Origin of the sequence: Cryobacterium sp. RTC2.1 (genome assembly GCF_035018685.1) — a bacterium.
Taxonomy (GTDB): Bacteria; Actinomycetota; Actinomycetes; order Actinomycetales; family Microbacteriaceae; genus Cryobacterium; species Cryobacterium glucosi.
In genome coordinates, this window is the sequence record NZ_JASJXJ010000081.1 from 1 (window position 1) to 16623 (window position 16623).

The following is a 16623-nucleotide window of genomic DNA, read 5'->3' on the forward strand; positions in this document are numbered from 1 at the left end:
CGAACTCGCCGCCGCCTAAGCTAGAACAACTGACCCGCATGGTGTTGAGAAACTCCACCACTCAGCGGGACGTGACCTCCTGGTGCAACAGCTTCAACGTCACCCCGACCCTGGCCAACTCCGTATGCACCCGCGCCCAGTCCGGCTGCGCGAAGACACTCTCGTGGACGCCGCGGCCGGGGAACAACGTCGAATACACCTTGGCCTCCGACAACTCGGCGACGTCGTCCCAGTCGAGCCCGAGCCGCTCTGCTGCATCGAGCACAGCTCGAATGCTGTGCCGGGACATTCCCTGGGCGGACTCGATAGCCCGTCGCGACAAGCCCTGATTACGCAGCTGCAGGATCTGCTTCGCTTTGATCTTCCGTACCATTGCCGGTACTCCTTCCACCGTGTGGCGCTCACACGGTGGAAGGAGCTTTTCAGGTGGGGCTCAACCACGCCGGTAGTGGGGCTGAACGATACAAATCACGCATCTGAACAGTGGGGCTCACTCGCACCACAGGTGGTGCCCATCGAAGCCAATATTCATCTTTAGAGCGAAGACCAAAAAAGTAGCGCCAACCGGTGGGCAGCAATTTGAACGGACGCTGATCGTGGACCACCAGAAACCGGTCCAGATCAGATCCGATGTGAGGCGAGCGGCCGTGCCGGCAAACCGGAGGGCGAAGCCCGTCTCCACTGACGACCTGTACGTGGTCGGAAACTCGAACTACAGGCTGCTTGTCTCGGATGGTAAAGACTATGCTTCCGTGGTCGACTTGGGATTCGGCTCGCAATCGGAGAAACGTGGAATAGCACCAAGTCGATCGTTCGGAGAAGCAGGCCTCAACGGCCGAATTGTAGCTTCGACCCTATCTACTCAACAACTGGATAGCGGGTTTCTCTTGCAGGGCTTTGACTACCTAGCTGTCATGACTTCGCGGGGCTGTTTTGACTTTTCCGGCTCGGACATCCTTCGAACCAGGTCGTTCCCCCGCTCCTTGAGACACACTGATTCCTTCGCCGCGATCGCAAATGACTTTGTCGATCTTGTCGGATTCATAGAACTATCCAGAGAATATTGAACCGCTCAGAGCACTGAATCACGTGGGTCGCCACCATCGGCATAATCGAACGGACAAATGACACCATTTCCAGCTTCTCGGCCTATCTGAACTTGTCGGGTCATCGAAAGGTTCATCCCGGAATCCGACATTACAAATCCCGAATCGAATTGATACCGATGGGTGAGAGCGCCGATGCTGGTGCGTCGAAATTTCTGGCAGGCCAGGCCCTGCCAGTGCTGAAGGTTCCAAGCGGTCAACGCGACGTATCTGGGGCTGACAGAGTGTGTGCTTGGGGATGCCCAACGTCGGGATCGAATGTTGCGATCTCATCGAATGGGTATTGCTGAATCGTCTGACCGTGCCGACATCCTCACGAGCGCCCTGACTGTAGGTTTTCCAGGATTTTTGACGACCGAGAGACCACCTGGAGACTCGGTCACATTAGATTGCATTCACGGCTGTCGGGTTAGGTGTTTGGCATGGTTGTCGATACCGTCGGGAGCAATTCGTCGGACAGGTTTCGCGCCTCGAGGTCGACCCACGATCGGCCGATCAGCGGGGTGAGGGTGATTGCCGCGTACGCCACTCCGGTTGCTATCAGAGTGGGCACGAGGCCTGTCTGGCTGACTAGAACGCCGCCCAGCAGGCTGCCGATCGGCATTCCGACGGCAACCCCAGTGGTCATTCCACCCAGCACCCGTGCGCGCATTTCTCGCGGAACTCGTTCGTAAAGGATGGTCGATAGCAGCGGATTTATTGAGCCTGCGGCAAGGCCCGCGAGTGCGAACACGGCGAGAAGGACTGGTGCGTCCACGCCGGCGGCCATGGCGAGATACGGCGGGGCGCCGGCTAGAAGGAAACTTAAGACGAGTGTGCCGCGCCGCGGTAATTGGTGGCCAAACCACCCAAACAGGCTGGATCCCGTGAGAGCGCCGCCGGCGAAGAAAGCGACCATACCGGCGAGTAGCGCGCCGTCGGGGGTGACGGTGCGGGCGTAGACGGGGAACAAGACGATCAGCCCGGCACTGTCGATGCAGTTCGTCACTACGACGAGCAGGACGATGCCGCGAAGGAGCGGACTCGCGACCAGGAATCGGGCTCCTACCGAGAAATCTTGCCAATACCCGGGCTTCAACTCCGATGGCCGCGTCGGCTGTGCGCTCGCCACCCTTTTCGATCTCGGGAGGCAAATCCAAAGGACCAGTGCCGACGCGGCAAACGTCGCAGCATCCAAGAGTAGTGAGTTCAGTGCACCCAGCCAGACCAACGAAAGCGCGGCGACCGAGGCGCCAATCATTGTTGCGCTGCGGGAGATTGCGGATTGGGCGCCGTTGGCCCGGGCGAGGCGAAGTAGCGCTCCTTCGGCCAAATCGGGCAGGAGGGCGGACTTTGCGGTCGTGCCGGGGGTGTCGAGCAAGCCGCTGAAGAAGACGAGGGACAACAGAGCCCAGAATGGAAGACCGACCGTAGTCGCGAGAATTGGTATGAGCAGGACGGTCAGGCCGCTCGCGATATCCGCGATGATTGCGGACGTCCTGAATCCCAGCCTGTCCACAAGCACACCACCCAACGCGCCTCCGAGTATGACTGGAACGGTCACGAAGACCCCGGCGACCCCCGTTGCCAACACCGAACGGGTCTCCTGGAGCACGTAGATTGGAACGACAATCATGGTGATTGCATTGCCGGCCAGGGAGATTCCTTGGGCTGCGAGCAATCCGATTAGAGGCAGCCGCCTCGCAAGGCGAGCAGGATGGGCGTCGGCTGGGCCGCTCATGGTCGACGGAAGACGTGCACCATAATCTGGACAGCTTCGGTATTGGCGTGGTCACGCTCGTGCAATGCATGCCATTTCTCGGCGACCGCGTTCAATTCTGCGCTCGCTTGGGCCAGCTCGTCGGCAGTGAGATAGGCAACGGTGTCGCCGGAAGTCGCGGCGTTCGCCCATTCGTCCGGCAGTCCGTCCGCTACTTCAACGACGCGGTGCAGCGTGGCCGCATAGACATCGACGATCTGATGACGCATGGCCTCCGAGGCGCGCCGCACGCTCGGCGGGGAGCCGGTCCCGGCCGGTGAAATGTCCGTGAAATCGTGGGAGGCGCGCCACCACCGTTCTCGCTTATCGGACGCCAGTTCCGGAACTTCCTCGACGAAGCCAAACTCGGCGAGTTTGCCCAGGTGATAGCTCAGAGTTCCCGGTGCCTCATCGAACACCTCGGAAAGGAGCCCCACAGTACGGGGGCCGCCGACGCGCAATTCGCCCAGAATCTGCAGGCGGAGGGGATGCGCCAACGCCCGCATTTGCTTTGCGCCTGTGAGCGAAATGACTGAGGGTTTGACCTCGGGGCCGTCCTGTCGTTCTTCAAACATGACGCAAGTTTAGTTGCACAAGAACTCTTGCACAACGGTTCTTGTATTATTTGTGGACAGAGGTAGGGGCGGGCCGACGAGAGTAGTCGCAATTCAGAGTCGCTAGGATCGCCCCAAACAGTGGACACGTCGTTGACCATCGTTTCTGAATTGCTGCAGACGCAATGCTTAAGAGCGGTTCACGACAGTCACGGTTGGCTGCCCTTTGAATCTAGGTAGTCAAGGACGCATTTCATCGCGCGGATCGCTTGCAGGGCGTCCTGTTGTTCGACTCGCGTACCGCCCTCGTGGACGGCGATATGGCGCTTCGCATAAAGGGCGTCAGCGGCTGTCGAGACATCATGTGGGGCGCCCTCCAGCCGGCGCTTCACATCTGGACCACCTCCGCCGCAGGCCATTTCGACGGCGAGACGCGCTGAGAGCACGGCTTCGCGGTATCGACCCCCCTCGAAGTGCGTCCAGGCCGTCCGTGAATGCGCTGCGGTCGCGGTCTCCTCTTCGAGAACGCGGAACGCGTCCCGGTATGCAGTGTCCGGTGTCGGTCCGAGCAGATATGTGAGCTGAGCACCATCTTCGAAGAGGAGCACGTCGTACGAGTCCACGGCAGTCCCGCCAGAGACCAGCACGTAGTCGTGGTAATGGTCTTTTTCATAGAGGTTCGGCATGAGAGTGTACGCGCCAGTGAAGTATGGGCTGGCCAGGAACTCGGTCAAATGGTTCTTGGTCTTACCGTACATTTCGACCTTGCGGCCGGTCACCTTCTGCCGGAGTCGGAGGCCGATATCCCCGTTTTGACTGGGATACTCCTCGACGTAGCACCAGACGGAGACAGGTGGGGAGAGGACGCCTGCGGTAAGGATTTTAACCTTCACGGAGAATTCGCTATCGAGCCACGTGACTATCTCGTGGTCGTTCTGCGTAAAGATCGGTGCGACGATTTCGACGTGCTCCTTGCGGCTCCGAGGCTCGATGAGCCCGCCGCCGTGGGCATAGCAGTCTCGCAGTAGGTTTGACATTGGCGCGTATTGCTCAAGCATCGGTTGGTCAGTGAGCACCCGTACAGTTCGCCGAGTCAATTTCTCCCGAAGGCGAAGGTCCGGCATTCCGTCGGGGCGTTCAAACCACTCGACGTAACACTTGATAATGCCGGAACTCTGCGCGCTACGGGCCGCAACTTTCGTCGAGTGCGCCGCACGACGTGCCTTCGAACTGGGCGGCTGCATTCTGGCGTCCTTTCTCTCAAGTCGTGCCTACCGGTTCGACCTTGGCGCCTGCCGTCTCGCCATTTGTCAAACATAGCTCCCGGATTCCTCCAACGCCGAGGCCTGTGCGCTGCTCATCGCATTCGCGCATCGGATGGCCAAGGGCGCCCGGCTGGCGAAGTCTCAGAACTCAGCTCGTGCGGTGCTGACCCGCGAGGTCACAGCGGAGATCGCGCGGGAGCACCTCAAGGGGATGCCTCAACAGTGAGCCGCAGGGGAGCCACGCGCGTCTGGCCTGCGGCCTCCGACGAAGCGGCATGGGAGGCGTTGGCGAACGACGATATGCAGTTGGAGACCCTCGAAGTCGACCGGGCGGAGAACGACGCCTGGCTAGCCACCATGCGCGCTCTCGTCGCCGAGCACTTGGACTACGCCACCTTCACCGAGCGCCGCATGGCCGCGCTCAAGACGAGGATCCGGGGAAGGAAGCTCGCGTAGACGAACCTCCGGTACAAGTACGGCATCAAAGCGCGCAGCATCCGGCTCGTCCGGAACGACGTCAAGGCCTATCCGGACGGTCGCTGCTGACGTACCCGCGCATCCCCGCGCACGTTTGCTGTCGAACGTTGCACGGGAGGCTCGTTCATCCTCTCGAGCGGCGCCGAGGCTTGATGTACGTGCGCACTCGCACACGCACATCGCGGGCGTTCACGTTAGCGGCGCTCCGCTCGGCGGTCAGTGTTCCACTTCGCGGCTAGGTGGAAGGTCAGGCCCACGAGGATCAGGACGCCCAGTTGCAGCAGTTGCACGCCGATGTTCATCCACATGATGGATCCTTGGCTGGCCGCTGCAGAGCCTCCCGTGCTCCACACGCTGGCTAGATCCGTGATGCCGAACTCCTTGCCGAACTCTTGGCGAGCCAGCGCCCACATGATCAGGCCGCCCGTGATCAAGGCGAGGCTCCCATAAGCGAGCGTGAGCTCGAATGGGTTGCGCCTCTTTTTGGGTGCGGCGATGAGTTGCCCATCGAAGAATGTCATTTCTCGGCCACCACCGTCTCTTTCCAGTCGATCCCCTCGAGCAGGAGCCAGGCGATCACAGCGACGAAGCTGAGCGGGAACATGATTCCTGCGAAGCCGAGCAGTGAGATGCCGCCGATCCCCATCGATAGGCCGGCGAAGTATGCGATCCCCGAAACGATCAGACCGATCGTCCCGATGGACATGAGCGCGGTGCAGTACGGATTTGCTTTCATGGTTCCCCCCAGATCCTGGCTTGAGCCTACTGCTGCCCGGTGGCGGGGGAGGCGTTACGCGGATAGTCACACCCGAAGAGGGGTCTACGGGCCTGCGTGACCCGGGGAGGCTGCCCCGTCCGCTGGCGAGAGGCGCGCATTGCCGATCAATCCGTATGTGTACACCTCTGTGCGTACCTGGTTCAAATCGCTATTCGTTAACGCTGATTAGACGGAAATTTTGGCGAGAGGAGTGGTGTTTTCGGTTGTGTCCTAAGGAAACGGTTGGGGGTTCGAATCCCTCCAGGGGCACACTTTTTCGGGCCGAAACGGGCCTAATCAGCATTCTCGGTCGAATTGACGGTGGTTATCCGCTGTTTCTTCGGCAGTCCATGTGTGTACTTATGTGTGTACCAAATAGGGAATGGTTTGCGCCTCCCCGATTCCTCGTACTACTGCGGTGAAGCGAGACTTAGCCATCGTTCTTCGATGACGAATCCGAGATGTTCGTTCATACCGACGCTGCCGGCGTTGGGCTGAGCGGCCGCCCAGCGCAAATTGATGCACCTACTACGCCTGCATCGCGGTCGCCTCCATGGCGGCCGGATCACTACTACGCTCAAGCTATCAGGCGGTGGATTCTAGCCCGGGCCGGGCCGGAAAGTTCATTCCCAAAGCCTGCTCGAAAAAACAAGGGAAGACCACCATGCCCAAAAAAGTCAAATGGCTGGAGTTGCCCGAGGCGCAGGACTACCCGAGCGCCGCGGACTACTTGCACCTGCTCCTGCAGGCTGAGAGCGTCGACGCCACCGTGCAGGCGCTCCAAGACACGCCGATCACCATTCAGAAGGCCAAGGACATTCTGCGGGCGGCGGGCCTGCCGCTCCTTGACGTGACCAACCCCCACGTCGCCTCTGACTTGATGAAGATCCGGACCGGCGTGAAGCTCTCGCCAATTCTGCTCGTTCGTGGCAATCTCTCTTCGGCGGTGCCTCTACACATTGCCGACGGCTACCACCGGGTCTGTGCGACATATCACACCGATGAGAACACGAACATTCCCGTGCAGCTGGCCGACCTGATCTTGGGGCGGCCGGCCGTCCCCTAGTGGTGGGTTAGCGATGACATTCCAAACCCTGGCGATCATCTCGATCGTTGCCCTGCTCGGGCCTTTGCTGGCGATCCCACGACGGTGGAATCTTCCGGTGACGCTGGGCGAGATCCTGGCCGGCATCCTCGTTGGCCATACGGGGCTCCGTCTGGTCGATTCGTCGGACCCATCGATCACGCTGTTGGCCAATGTCGGATTCGCTCTGATCATGTTCGTGGCCGGCTCACACGTGCCCGTGCGGGACGCGCAGATCCGATCCGCACTGGGCACGGGCGCAGTTCGTGCGTTGTTCACCGGAGTCCTGGCGGCGGCGCTTGGTATTGGTGCCGCCGTCGTCTTCGGGAGCGCACACGCTCCCCTTTACGCCGTGCTGATGGCGTCGTCCTCGGCGGCACTCGTCTTGCCGGTGATTGATGCCCTGCGGCTGCGCGGAAACTCGGTGCTGCAACTAACTGCCCAGGTCGCCATCGCCGACATTGTCGCGATCATCGCCCTGCCTTTGGCGATCGATCCGCCCAACGCCGGCCGGGCGGCCCTCGGAGCGGGCGCCGTCGCAGCGGCCGCTGCGGTGCTCTACCTGACGTTGTCGCGTCTGGAGCGAAACGGCGCTCGACTGCGGTTGCATCGGCTCTCCGAGCAGCGCAAGTTCGCTCTCGAACTCCGCATCCAATTGGCGGTCTTGTTTGCGATGTCGGCTCTCGCGGTCTTCGGCCACGTCTCGATCATGTTGGCCGGGTTCTCCTTCGGACTGGTGGTCGCCGCCATCGGCGAGCCCCGCCGGCTAGCCAGACAGCTGTTCGCACTCGCGGATGGGCTCTTCGGACCACTTTTCTTCGTGTGGCTCGGCGCGTCCCTCAACCTCGGTGACCTCCTTACACACCCGCAGATGATCCTCCTGGGCCTCGCGCTCGGTGGCGGCGCCCTGCTCACCCACGCCGCCACTCGGTTCCTCGGTCAGGAGCTGCCTCTGGGCTTACTTTCTGCTGCCCAGCTCGGGGTTCCCGTCGCCGCGGCCACGATCGGTGAGCAAGCCCACCTACTCGTACCCGGTGAGGGCGCGGCCCTCCTCCTCGGCGCGCTCGTGACCATCGTCCTCTCCTCACTCGCGGGCGGGCGCGCCGCGAAGCGACAAGCGAACATTTCTGCCGCACCTCCTGCGGCACCCTAGTCTCAGATCCAGCCGCGTCGGGAGGACGACGAGAGTTTACCAAAGAGCGCCTCGGCCGCAGCCCTGGACGGTTCCCACGTGCCGCCTCGCCAGCGACCCCGATCGCGCCCCCGTCTGTTGCTCCGGACTGCCCGATTCCAGGCAAGCTAGAGTGCCACGGCGCGGATCACCTACGTTTCCTTTCGGCGGTCGAGGCGTTCTCACGTGTTTGGGCCTGCGAGTGTGTGTCAACTGGCTTGCAGGTGTCCACGCACGATCGTGTTCCCAGAGTGCGCGGGGTTCCCGTTGTTGGGTTGAGCTGAGATGTCGACGAGGGGATATTGGGTGAGGTCGACAGTATCGGGGATGTCGAAGCGGCCGGTGTTTCCGTCGAGCAGGCCGATGCTGATGAGCCCTGAGGCGTCTGCTTTAATCAGCCAGACCTCCCGTAGGGAGCTATCCGGGGTGGCGGGAGCCGTCAGATCGACGGTCACGTTGCGGTGCCCATCCGCGCTCTCCTTAACCGACGCTTGGCCGTGTGCTTGCCAGCCGGGGAAGGGGGTGAGTTGCGCTTGGTAAATCACTGTTGGTGCGGCGGCGTGCTGAAGTGAGTCGAACCAGATACCACCGGCCAGGCCTGCGATGAGGCCGACCAGCGCAGCTGCGAGGGAAACAGGTAGCCACCGACGGCGACGCGGCGCCAGATCAACGAGTGTGCGAGCCCTCGTCGCGGTGAGATGATCCCTCGAAGTTCGGGTTTGGGCGGGCTCCGGGGCATTGGTTGCCGCTGCGGGCGTTGCGCCGACGAATTGGTCACGTCGTGGTGTGCTCTTGACAGCAGCACTGAGTCCGAGAGCGCCATGAATCCGCTCCCAGACCGCTTCGGCAGGCTCGGTAAGGGACACGTTGCGCGCCGCCTGGCCGACAATCACGGTGTGCTGGAGGGAAAGGAGTTCGAGCGCGCACCCCGGACATCTCGTGAGGTGCTGGCGTTCAGCTGCGGTGAGGTCGGCCCCGGCCAGGGCGATGATGGCAAGGTTCTCGGGGTCAATGTGTGTCATCGCTCGCCTCCAATCGGTTACGTGCTCCGCTGAGGATTCGAAGACTGCTGTTCATTCATCCCGGTGCCCGGGCTATTCGCAGTCAAGCGTCGACCGGCATGTTGCTTGTTCATGGTCCCCCCGTCGACGGTGGGCGCAGATCGGTGTCAGGCACAGAATAGCCAGAAGCGCCTTTAGAGAGCCACTGGCAATAGGTTTGGCCGTCGAAGGGATTTTGTGTCCTCGTGGCTTGGGCCGAGTCGGGGGCGTACGCCGGTCTGGCCGAGGGAGACCGGTGGAGCGCACCGTCTTGTCGGACGGGTTTGGTCTTGGTTGTGTGGGATTAAGCGGACACCTCCTGCACTCTGACGGCCGAGCGCAGGAGGTGTCCGGGTGTTGCTTAGTGGTGGGCCTTGTCGAGCTTGACGGTCTGCACGGCGAAGGCAAGGTTGTTGTCAGCGAGGCTGCCCCACGCATACACGATGGTGTTCGTGCGCTTGGCGATCATCACGTCGGCCGGACCGATCAGCGCTGCGGTCGTGCCGGTCGCGGCGACGGCCGCGCTGATCGTCCCCGTCGGCAGGGTCAGTTCGACCTCGTCCGGGTTGGTCAGGTCGGTGATCGCGGGGGTACCGTTTGCCAGGATATCGACCGAGGGTGCGGCGGCGACGTGGCGGACCGTGAGTCGACCGTTGCCTTTTCCGACGGGATCGGGGTTGTTCTGGAACAGGGTCGCGGTCGGCATGCCGGCCTCGGTCAGGTGTGCGACGGCGGTGTAGTTGTTGCCGCTGCCCAGCTTGAGATCGATCGGGCCGATCACGGGATTGGAGGCGTCTTTGGCGTCAGCGGCGGTGATCGCCACGGAATACGTGCCTGGGTCAAGGCTCAGAGTGTCTGAGAATGAACCGGGGGTGAAGTTATCGAGAGTGAGTGCTCCGTTGACGTAGACGTCGACCGTGACGCCCGGGATTGCGTGGAGCACGGTTAGTTCGGCGGGGCCGTTGTCGCCGTGGCCGTGGCTCTCACTGGCATTGGCCGGCATGAATCCCGCGAGGGCGACGAGTACACCGACTACGGCGCCGACAGCGATAATCTTGCGCATGGTTACCTCCTGCTAGTTATTCTGGACGGGAAGCGTCATCGCCTCCCAGACTCTCTTCTGATTGAACTTCCGTTTTGGATGCACGCGACGCTAACAATTTTCTGGAACCCATCTGCTGGACCCTGGCTGGCGCTGCCAGCGCGAATCTCTCAGCCGAGTCCGCAGTGTGGTCCAGGGCCGCGAACTGTCCCTCGTAGGGTGCGATTCTTATCACTTGGTCGATGATCCTGTCCCGTCGGTATGCCGGGTCAACTTTCCGAACTCGGATCCTGGCGCCAGCTGAGATCCGCAAAGTCGCGGCTGGGTAGGGACCTCTGACATGAGACAGGCGCGACCTGTGATCGGGCGGGGGGCTTGCTGTCGACATCGAGCACAGATCCTGAACCCGCTGCACCATCGGCTATTTGGATCCCCGGGATGACCTCGAAGTGCGGATCGGCGCGGGTGATGCGGCCATACTGCACGTCATCGCCAAGGATGCCTCAGCCGAGCGAGGACGTAGGGGGTGATCACCGTGTGGGCTCCGAGGAATGGAATCTCAACTGATTTGACGTGCGGTGTCCTGACGGACTGCTAAGGGAACGCGAGCAGGACTACGAAGAAGACGGTTCCGGCGACGATGCAGTAAATCGCGAAAGGAGTGAGTGTCCTGGTCTCGAAGAAGCGCAACAGGAACTTCGTGGCTAACCATGCGGCAACGGCCGAGCAGAGCGCACCGACGAGGAACGCGCCGCTCTGATCGGCCATCTGTGGGCTGAACAGTCCCGGGAGTTTCAGTGCAGCCGCGGCGCCGATGATGGGTGTGGCCAGTAGGAAACTGAATCGGGCAGCGGTTTCGTGGTTGAGTCCAGAGAGGAGCCCACCGACCATGGTTGATCCTGATCGGGATATTCCCGGTAGCAGGGCGGCCGTCTGCGCGACGCCGATTCCGAACGCCTGTTTCCAGGTGAGTTTGGCGATCGTGGTGTCGGACCTCTCGGTCTCGGACATTTGCGTGTTGGCCGAGCCCGCGGGGATGGGGCGTCCGCCCGAAACAGCATCAACGCTCACCCGTCCGGTCTGAGCCCGGTTCGGATGCCGTCGCAGGCGTTCAGCGGTCAGAAGAATGAGGCCGTTGATCACAAGGAATGCGGCAGCGATCAGCGGGGATGCGAAAAGGGACCGGAGGGGCTTCTCCAAGAGCAAGCCCACGATCCCCGCGGGGATTGTGGCGGCGATGAGCAGCCAGGCGAGTTTCGCGTAGATGTCGTCGGGGCCGATTTTACGATCCCGGATGGAACGTCCGAACCCGCGGAAAACCCGAATCCAGTCCTTAATGAAGAAGAGGAAGAGAACGATAGCGGTAGCCAAATGGGTGGCAACGAGAAGCCCCAGGAACGCGGCGCTGCTCTGGTCGATGTTCCAGCCGAACAGTGTAGGCAGGATGACACTGTGGCCAAGGCTGGAAATAGGGAACAATTCCGTGATCCCTTGGAGGAATCCCAGAATCGCCGCTTGAATCAAAGTGATCATATGAACAGGCTAAAGGTTCCGGTCACCTGCGCCCGCGTGCGCCGCCCGTGATGACGTCCAGTGTTCATCAATGTGACCGAAATCCAACGACTGGGACGGTCTGGCTAGGCAGGTCCCGATCTGGTCGGTAGCCGGGCCCCTTCGATTCCCTACGTCGGGAGATCCGCCATCGGTGGCGGGGCATCCGTCCCAAGGGCTCGTTTTCGGTTCTCTTGACTGAGGTCGGTGAGGGCCTCCAATTCGTCGTCCGACGCACCTTCCAACGCGATGAGTCGGTCGTCGGCAGTTGGCTGGGCGCGTAGCAACTCGTCGAGCTTGCGCTGGGTGACCGCTTGTTGTCGTGCTTGCGTGTGTTGGATTGCGAAGACCATCACGACGGTCACAGATGAACTCGCAATGTCAAGGACGTTCTCCCACCATGGAGGAAATTCCGCCGCTATCCCGACAGCGACCCACACTACGAGCGCACCTCCGGCAACCAATCGCGCTGCGGCCTGTTCGCTCACTGTGCCGATATTGTGCAAGACCCGGCTACTCCACCGTTGTCGGGCACGCTCGTCCAGTCGTTCCGTGTCATTTCGTGAGATCGATCCAGCCGATTCTGGTGGTCCGCGTTGATCGAGTCGTTGCTGTCAGCTGCATTCTCCACGCTCGAGAGACTAGGCGTTGTTCCCGTCAAAACAACTGTTGACTCGACGCGCAAACCCGGTGGTGCGAGGCACTGTTTCGGTGGACGGTTCATCGAGGCGACAACGGCGAAGGATTTCACAGCGTCGACACCGTGGGTGGACCAAGAATCGATTCCGTGCCGTGTCCACTTCAATCAGCGTGCTGTGTTGCGACGAGAGCGCGCGGGACGCGTTAGGGGTGGTCGGCGTCCGGCATTCCGGGTGGAGGTGTGCGTGTCGGCGACGCCTCGCTGTGTGCAAAGGAGAGCACGATTCCGATTGCGATGAGGGTGGTGAGGAGGGCGGTGCCCCCAGCAGAAATGAGGGGGAGTGGCACGCCGAGGACAGGGATGAATCCGAGGACGACGCCCATGTTGACGAGTGCTTGACCGATGATCCAGACCATGACGGCCGCAGTACTGACTTTGGCTTGAGGGCTGGTGGTGGCGTTCATGATGCGGAGGAAGGCGATGGCCAGCAGGACGAAAAGGGCGAGCACCGCGACTGCGCCGATGAGACCGAGTTCCTCGCCGATGATCGCGAAGATGTAGTCGTTGTCCGCGGCTGGAAGCCAGGACCATTTCGCTTTGGAGTTCCCGAGCCCAACGCCGAAGATACCGCCCGACGCGAGGGCCCACGTGCCGTGCAAGGGTTGCCAGCATGCGGCGGAGATCGTGCCTGTTGAGCCATCGCAGCCGGTGCCGAAAAAGCTCAGTATCCGGGCCATCCGGTTTCCGCTGGCCATGGCCGCAGCCAGGGCGCCCAGGGCGCCGATCCCCAAGGGGATGGCGAGCATGCGTAGTTTTACGCCGGCGAAGAAGAGGGAGCCGAAGAGGATGCCGGCGAGGATTACTGTTGTCCCCAGATCGCCGCGGATCATGACGAGCATGACGGCCGTGCCGCCGATGCCAAAAACGGGCACGAGGACGTGGCGCCAGTCGTCGAGGTGATCTTTCTTCTGTGCCAGAAGCATGCCCAGCCAAATGACGAGGGCGACTTTGATGGCTTCAGATGGCTGGAATTGGAAACTGCCAATGGACAGCCAGTTGGTGTTTCCGGCCACGGTCACACCCAGCGGGGTGAAGACGAGCAACTGAACGAGGCAAGTAGCGATGAGCGTCGGCCAAGCGATACGCTGCCAGAACTTCAACGGCATCCGGCTGAGCACGAGCATCAATGGGACGCCGACCAGGGCGATGGCACCTTGATGAAGCACAACGCCGAAGAAACCCTCGTGAGCAACAAAGGAATCTACTGATGACGAAGACAGGACCATGATCAAGCCCAAGATAACCAAGAACAGCGTCGTTCCCAGGAGCAGAAAATAGTTCGGGGATTCTGAGCGGATCAAACGGCCCACGCTAATGCGCGTTGAATGTGACGGTCTATTTGACGGAACCCTGTGTTCGGTCTTTGAACGTGGCGCACGGGTCGGGTTGTGCGAACTCGTCACGAACCGAGCCCCTTCTCAGGGGACGTCGCGGAGGTGGAATTTATTGTGGATTGACCACAATTGCTCGGTACTTCACATACGGTCATATGCGGGGAGTGTCCTGCCGGGTGTGGGATCAGATCAGAGTGCGCGGCAATGGGCTGGGGCGCCACCACGACACTACTGAGGGAATCCAGAACCGCTAGTTCATCCCACTCGTGTCGCGTCGGGTCGCATGTCTCTCCCAGATTGTGCCTGCTCGGAAATCTCTGCTGGGAAAGCCTCGTCGACGTTGAGCTCGACCGACAAGGGGCCGTGGAGGTGCGCAGGCTGCCTGTATCGCCGGCTCGGACAAGACAGTTCACGGCGTTGGCGGTCGCCGTTTTTCGATTCGTCGACTTGCCCGTGCACCGCGGAGCGGAATGAACGGCTACTCGCGGCGGGGCCAAAGTCTTTCCCGATGTTGGCGCTCGAGATTGCCCCCGGGCGCCCGTTCCCATCTTCTGCAGTAGGGATTCCCCACTGGAAACGTTTCGTTTCCATACTGAATGCCGCGTTTGTGTCCCATCGGGGAGCTGCAATCTGACGACCATGGACGCCATTTGTGAACTCCCGTGTTGAACACGCCATCAAACAACGCTGACTCTGATCCGGCGACACTCGTCATCCCCCGTTTGGTGGGCCTGGCGGGCTTCCTGTGAGATTGCGCTGGTCGAGGAGCACTTTCACAGGAATCTCCGGTCACTGCTGGCATACAGTTCGGTCGAAACGACTGTTCGTGGATGTTCCGGTTGGTTCGACCGGGCGGAAGAGGGTTACCGTGACGCACGCTGGGCCCTTGCGTGGGCGGGACCGGAATGCCGGTCAGCCGATCCGGCATGGACGGTTGACACCTCGGGGGCCGTGGCGGACGGTCACGAAGACCTTGGGCATCACCCTCGCGGTGCTTCTGGTTAGTGGGAGCTCCGTTGCGGCGATTGCCGCGTGGGATGTTGCCAGCAGCGTCAAGCCCGGTGTTCATTTGGCCCACCTTGATCAGACGCCCGGCGACACGGCGGCTCCTGCCCCGGCCGCGGACGTGAGCGCGATCGCCGGCGGGGTAAACCTGCTATTGACGGGCACGGACACCCGTACCGGCCAGGGCGGGGCCTATGGGACGGCCGCAGAGCTCGCGGGTAGTTCTGGCGCGGGTAACAACGACGTGACCATGCTGCTGCACATTGCGCAGAATCATCAGAGCGTCAGTGTGATTAGTTTCCCCCGGGACCTGATGCTTGCCGTTCCCGCGTGTCCGCAGGCCGATGGCGGGACCGCGTCGGCGTCCAGCCGGGTGATGCTGAATACGACCCTGTCACGCGGTGGCCTGTCCTGCGTTGTGTTGACGATCGAGAAGCTCACCGGCGTGCAGATTCCCTACGCCGCGGAGATTAGCTTCGACGGGGTGACTGCCATGTCGAACGCTGTCGGCGGGGTCACCGTCTGCCTGGCCTCGGCGGTCACCGATCTGTACACGACGCCTCCGTTGCATTTGGCGGCGGGCCAGCAAACCCTCGTCGGCGACGACGCGCTCTCGTTCCTGCGCAGCAGGCACGGTGTAGGTGATGGCAGTGACCTGGGGCGGATTAGTAACCAGCAGCTCTTCATGGCCGCTCTGGCCCGGAAGGTCCAAAGTGGCGGCGTCCTGGGAAACCCGATCGCGTTGTTCTCCCTGGCCAAAGCGGCAACGGGCAACATGGTTCTCTCGGATACGCTGACGAATCCGACGACCTTGGTCCAGATCGCTCTCGCGATCAAGGACACAGGGCTGGCGAACATGGTCTTCGTGCAGTACCCCACCATCACTGACCCGGCCGAGCCAGGACGGGTGATCGCCCAGTCCAGTGCCGCCACAGTCTTGAACACGGCTTTGGTCGCGGATAAACCATTGCAGCTCTCTGGGGCCCCAGGCCGGGCGGCCGTGCTCCCGAGTAGCGCTCCGGTGGCCCCTGTTCCCACGCCAGCCGCGACCGCAAAACCCAGTTCCACATCCACTCCGGCTTCAACGCCGACGGCGAACCCCGGGGCCGCTCCCGCTGGGGCCAATGCCGTGCTCCCGTCCAGCGTGACCGGTCAGACCGCTGATCAGCAAACCTGTACGAAGGGCAACTAGATCCACCGCCGAGAGAACCGTGCAACTCCCATCTCGAACCGCACCGATTACGCCGCCACGACTGGTGCACCGTGCGTCGTTTGCCAAGTGCTCGCGGGTCGCCAGGTATGGCGCACAGGGAGGCTGGTAGCTCTCGTTGGGTCGCCCGCTTCCTGGTCGATTTTCCTTCGGTCAGGGGGGATTGTGTGATACTGGCCGCCGAACAAACGTGAGGGGCATCATTTGAACGACGCACACTTCAATGCGGACGAGAACGAGTTGCGTGGCCTGAGACGGCCGCCCGGGGATTGGACGAACACTCCGGGCCGTAAGTCCGGGTTCTGGTTGACGCTTGCCAGCATCTTGTTCGCAGTTGTGTTCCCGTTTGCCGCATTCATCGCCACGGTAGTGGGGCTCGGGCTCTCGGTCCGGGCTTACCGTTTGATCCCGGTAGGTGCTCCTGGTCGCGGTTTGACAGTGGCAACGATAGTGCTGGCAATAGCAACGATTATCGCGGTTGCGATGAGGGAACTGAGTTCAACACCATTCCTCACCTAGGAGCGTGGGTCAGTAACGGCGAAGTTTAAAACGCCGACGGATTTCCTGGGCTGGGGTTGTTGGTCTGGGA

General features: G+C 61.6%; 15 protein-coding genes and 1 pseudogene. 5 read left to right on the forward strand and 11 right to left on the reverse strand.

What is annotated here, in order from left to right; all coding sequences use genetic code 11:
- Nucleotides 1–76: 76 nt before the first annotated feature.
- Nucleotides 77–373: pseudogene (locus QN357_RS11230) on the reverse strand (IS21 family transposase); the annotation flags it as partial.
- Nucleotides 374–596: 223 nt separating this feature from the next.
- Between QN357_RS11230 and QN357_RS11235 the strand changes: the two are divergent.
- Nucleotides 597–1067: a hypothetical protein gene (locus QN357_RS11235; RefSeq protein ID WP_323504887.1), complete on the forward strand. Its 471-nt coding sequence runs from the start codon at nucleotides 597–599 to the stop codon at nucleotides 1065–1067.
- 448 nt (nucleotides 1068–1515) lie between these two features.
- On the opposite strand, the gene QN357_RS11240 is transcribed toward QN357_RS11235, so the two are convergent.
- From QN357_RS11240 to QN357_RS11250, 3 genes are all read right to left on the reverse strand, one after another.
- Nucleotides 1516–2766, reverse strand: coding sequence for an MFS transporter (locus QN357_RS11240; protein WP_323504888.1), 1251 nt, complete (start codon nucleotides 2764–2766; stop codon nucleotides 1516–1518).
- A gap of 56 nt (nucleotides 2767–2822) precedes the next feature.
- The gene (locus tag QN357_RS11245; RefSeq protein ID WP_323504889.1) at nucleotides 2823–3419 is read right to left on the reverse strand and encodes a helix-turn-helix domain-containing protein; all 597 of its coding nucleotides are present in this window, start codon (nucleotides 3417–3419) and stop codon (nucleotides 2823–2825) included.
- Between the two features lie 188 nt (nucleotides 3420–3607).
- Nucleotides 3608–4435, reverse strand: a complete 828-nt coding sequence (locus QN357_RS11250; protein WP_323504890.1) for a hypothetical protein — start codon at nucleotides 4433–4435, stop codon at nucleotides 3608–3610.
- A gap of 513 nt (nucleotides 4436–4948) precedes the next feature.
- On the opposite strand from QN357_RS11250, the gene QN357_RS11255 reads away from it, so the two are divergent.
- A complete protein-coding gene (locus tag QN357_RS11255) occupies nucleotides 4949–5119 on the forward strand; it encodes a hypothetical protein (protein ID WP_323504891.1) in 171 nt (56 codons plus the stop codon).
- Nucleotides 5120–5334: 215 nt separating this feature from the next.
- On the opposite strand, the gene QN357_RS11260 is transcribed toward QN357_RS11255, so the two are convergent.
- Complete coding sequence (locus QN357_RS11260) at nucleotides 5335–5661, reverse strand: hypothetical protein (protein ID WP_323504892.1); 327 nt, start codon at nucleotides 5659–5661, stop codon at nucleotides 5335–5337.
- Nucleotides 5658–5876 (reverse strand): hypothetical protein, encoded by a 219-nt coding sequence (locus QN357_RS11265; protein WP_323504893.1) that lies wholly within the window; start codon nucleotides 5874–5876, stop codon nucleotides 5658–5660. The genes QN357_RS11260 and QN357_RS11265 overlap by 4 nt, the downstream gene beginning before the upstream one ends.
- Nucleotides 5877–6561: 685 nt before the next feature.
- On the opposite strand from QN357_RS11265, the gene QN357_RS11270 reads away from it, so the two are divergent.
- Together QN357_RS11270 and QN357_RS11275 are read left to right on the forward strand one after the other, a co-directional pair.
- Nucleotides 6562–6963, forward strand: coding sequence for a hypothetical protein (locus QN357_RS11270; protein WP_323504894.1), 402 nt, complete (start codon nucleotides 6562–6564; stop codon nucleotides 6961–6963).
- Nucleotides 6964–6976: 13 nt separating this feature from the next.
- The gene (locus QN357_RS11275) at nucleotides 6977–8134 is read left to right on the forward strand and encodes a cation:proton antiporter (protein ID WP_323504895.1); all 1158 of its coding nucleotides are present in this window, start codon (nucleotides 6977–6979) and stop codon (nucleotides 8132–8134) included.
- Between the two features lie 227 nt (nucleotides 8135–8361).
- Here QN357_RS11275 and QN357_RS11280 read toward each other — a convergent pair whose 3' ends face one another.
- From QN357_RS11280 to ftsW, 5 genes are all read right to left on the reverse strand, one after another.
- Nucleotides 8362–9174, reverse strand: a complete 813-nt coding sequence (locus QN357_RS11280) for an anti-sigma factor (RefSeq protein ID WP_323504896.1) — start codon at nucleotides 9172–9174, stop codon at nucleotides 8362–8364.
- Nucleotides 9175–9553: 379 nt separating this feature from the next.
- A complete protein-coding gene (locus tag QN357_RS11285; RefSeq protein ID WP_323504897.1) occupies nucleotides 9554–10255 on the reverse strand; it encodes a DUF4397 domain-containing protein in 702 nt (233 codons plus the stop codon).
- Nucleotides 10256–10828: 573 nt separating this feature from the next.
- Nucleotides 10829–11767, reverse strand: coding sequence for an undecaprenyl-diphosphate phosphatase (locus QN357_RS11290; protein ID WP_323504898.1), 939 nt, complete (start codon nucleotides 11765–11767; stop codon nucleotides 10829–10831).
- A 149-nt stretch (nucleotides 11768–11916) separates the two neighbouring features.
- A complete protein-coding gene (locus QN357_RS11295; protein WP_323504899.1) occupies nucleotides 11917–12291 on the reverse strand; it encodes a low affinity iron permease family protein in 375 nt (124 codons plus the stop codon).
- A gap of 337 nt (nucleotides 12292–12628) precedes the next feature.
- Complete coding sequence (ftsW, locus tag QN357_RS11300) at nucleotides 12629–13795, reverse strand: putative lipid II flippase FtsW (protein WP_323504900.1); 1167 nt, start codon at nucleotides 13793–13795, stop codon at nucleotides 12629–12631.
- Between the two features lie 997 nt (nucleotides 13796–14792).
- On the opposite strand from ftsW, the gene QN357_RS11305 reads away from it, so the two are divergent.
- The gene (locus QN357_RS11305) at nucleotides 14793–16016 is read left to right on the forward strand and encodes an LCP family protein (RefSeq protein WP_322137269.1); all 1224 of its coding nucleotides are present in this window, start codon (nucleotides 14793–14795) and stop codon (nucleotides 16014–16016) included.
- Nucleotides 16017–16623 lie beyond the last annotated feature (607 nt).

Coding starts and splice junctions, on each gene's coding strand:
- QN357_RS11280 (WP_323504896.1), bottom strand. CDS start 9,174: ATGACACACATTGACCCCGAGAACCTTGCCATCATCGCCCTGGCCGGG.
- QN357_RS11265 (WP_323504893.1), bottom strand. CDS start 5,876: ATGAAAGCAAATCCGTACTGCACCGCGCTCATGTCCATCGGGACGATC.
- QN357_RS11260 (WP_323504892.1), bottom strand. CDS start 5,661: ATGACATTCTTCGATGGGCAACTCATCGCCGCACCCAAAAAGAGGCGC.
- QN357_RS11245 (WP_323504889.1), bottom strand. CDS start 3,419: ATGTTTGAAGAACGACAGGACGGCCCCGAGGTCAAACCCTCAGTCATT.
- QN357_RS11285 (WP_323504897.1), bottom strand. CDS start 10,255: ATGCGCAAGATTATCGCTGTCGGCGCCGTAGTCGGTGTACTCGTCGCC.
- QN357_RS11275 (WP_323504895.1), top strand. CDS start 6,977: ATGACATTCCAAACCCTGGCGATCATCTCGATCGTTGCCCTGCTCGGG.
- QN357_RS11270 (WP_323504894.1), top strand. CDS start 6,562: ATGCCCAAAAAAGTCAAATGGCTGGAGTTGCCCGAGGCGCAGGACTAC.
- QN357_RS11290 (WP_323504898.1), bottom strand. CDS start 11,767: ATGATCACTTTGATTCAAGCGGCGATTCTGGGATTCCTCCAAGGGATC.
- QN357_RS11250 (WP_323504890.1), bottom strand. CDS start 4,435: ATGTCAAACCTACTGCGAGACTGCTATGCCCACGGCGGCGGGCTCATC.